This is a genomic window from Amycolatopsis rhizosphaerae, assembly GCF_007713715.1.
Classification (GTDB): domain Bacteria; phylum Actinomycetota; class Actinomycetes; order Mycobacteriales; family Pseudonocardiaceae; genus Amycolatopsis_E; species Amycolatopsis_E rhizosphaerae.
The window spans coordinates 1-2037 of record NZ_VJWX01000771.1 but is presented as its reverse complement, the minus strand read 5'-3'; the positions used below and the strand labels follow the sequence as shown (position 1 = coordinate 2037).

Here is a 2037-nt window from a genome sequence, read left to right as displayed (position 1 = left end):
GGGGTTAACCCGGCGGACTGGAAGGTCCGGGCCGGGGTGGTCGACCGGCTCGGCGCACCGCCCCTGCGGCTCGGATTGGACCTTTCCGGCGAAGTGGAGGGCACGGGCGAGGAGGTCTACGGCCTGTGGCTCAGCAAATGGGGGGCCTACGCCGAGTACGTGGCGGTCCCGCGGGAAGTGCTCGCGCCGAAGCCGCCGAGCCTCGACCACGCGCAGGCCGCCGCGCTGCCGACCGCGGTGCTCACCGCGTGGCAGGCGCTGGTGAACGTGGCGAAGGTCGAGGCAGGGCAGCGGGTGCTCATCCACGCCGCCGCGGGCGGGGTCGGCCACTTCGCGGTGCAGATCGCCAAGGCCCGCGGCGCGTACGTGCTCGGGACGGCGCGCGCGGAGAACCACGAGTTCCTGCGTGAGCTGGGCGCCGACGAGCTGATCGACTACACCGCGACCGACTTCGCCGAGGTGGTGCGGGACGTGGACGTCGCCTACGACCTGATCGGTGGGGAGTACGGCCGACGCTCACTGGCCACGCTCAAGCCGGAGGGAATCCTGCTCGACGCCGTGGGCGACGACGCGGAGGGCGATCCTCGGTACCACCGGTTCTATGTCAGCCCCTCAGGGCCCGATCTGGTCTCGGTCAACGAGCTGGTCGAGGCGGGACGGCTGTCGGTGCACGTCGAGCGCACCTTCCCGCTGGAGCAGGCCGCGCTGGCCCACGAACTCAGCGAAACCGGACGCGTCCGGGGCAAGATCGTGCTGATCCCCTGACCTACACGGGCCCGGGGCTTCCCGTGAAGGGTCCCTTCACAGTCGATACGACTGTGAAGGGACCCTTCACGGCACCCGTCGGGTATCCAGGGGTTCGGTCAGCACTTGCCGCAGCAGCCGCACCCTGAGCCGGAGCACGAACTGCAGCAGTTGCATCCACCCATCGGACAACACCATCCCTTCGATGAAGGTTCACCCGAGCCGGAATCCACGGTAGGCAGCCTCCCGCGCGGTGGGACACCGCTCAAAGAGTGAGACGGCGGTCGCCTTCGGCGCGGCCATCAGTGCAGGAACTCGGTGCGGCAGGACAGCCGTTCACCCAGCACGGCGAGGTTTTCGTGCAGGCCGTCGACGGCTCGCTTGTCGTGTCCGCGCCCGACGGTGAACGGGACCAGACGGCCGGACAGGCCACCCGCCAGGTTGTAGGTGCGGCGCACCAGTCGCGTACCGGCCGGATCTTCGCGCACCTCGAGCCGCCCGCACCACCACCACTGGCCCTTTGCCTGTACCCAGCCCGCGGCCGGGTCCATCTCGAGGGTGAGCGGCGCGCCCGACACGGTCGCGGTGAACCGGGCGGGCCCGCCGGTGATCACCACCGTCTGCCCGACCTGGCCGGAGAGGATCAGCGGGACGTCGGTTCCCGCCAGCGTGCCGGTCCGTATCGTCAGCACCGCGTCGCTCACTCGGTCGAACGGTGCATGGACCAGTCCCACATGTTCGTCGAGAAGTACCCCAGGCTGTGCTTCGGTCACTCGATCAGGGTGGCACGACCAGGCGGTGGGCAGGGTGAAAACCGGCAAAGAATCAGTGAAAGCGATCCCGCATGCCCTCACCTGAGAGGGTGGCCGAATTCTTCCACTCGGGGACGGTAGGTCACTTTCCGCATCTCACCCGCCGGACGACATGCAGGCCACGGAACCGTATGGGACAGTCCTGGTTGGAGGAAAAATCGGCAATCCGACACCCGGCGGTCCGCCGGTGAGAGGTCGAAGATCTCTCGCCACTGGCGCCGAAAACCGATCATCACAATTTCGCGATCGGAAGTTGTCTGTCAAATTGTGGAACTGAAAGGTGCTGTCATGACAACGGCGACGGAAGCACGTGAAAAGGTTCAACCGGAGGCGGAGGAAGAGCGCGGTGAAGGCTTGATCGAGCATCCGCTGCTGCTGGCTGCATTGCTGGGCAGGCGGGAGGAGCAGGGGGAAAGCATTATCGAGCATCCTTTGCTTCTTGCGGCGCTCATGCGGCGCAGGCGTGAGGGTGGTGGGGGTC

The 2037-nt window shown here is 67.4% G+C and carries 3 protein-coding genes; 2 read left to right on the top strand and 1 reads right to left on the bottom strand.

Annotated features, from left to right (window positions below):
- Positions 1 to 765: NADP-dependent oxidoreductase (locus FNH05_RS36650; protein WP_144593419.1), on the top strand; the 765-nt coding region annotated here is incomplete at its 5' end.
- Positions 766 to 1046: 281 nt separating this feature from the next.
- Here FNH05_RS36650 and FNH05_RS36645 read toward each other — a convergent pair.
- Positions 1047 to 1448, bottom strand: coding sequence for a hypothetical protein (locus FNH05_RS36645; protein WP_222426820.1), 402 nt, complete (start codon positions 1446 to 1448; stop codon positions 1047 to 1049).
- Between the two features lie 396 nt (positions 1449 to 1844).
- Between FNH05_RS36645 and FNH05_RS36640 the strand changes: the two genes are divergently transcribed.
- On the top strand, positions 1845 to 2037 hold a 193-nt coding region (locus FNH05_RS36640), incomplete at its 3' end, for a hypothetical protein (RefSeq protein ID WP_144593417.1).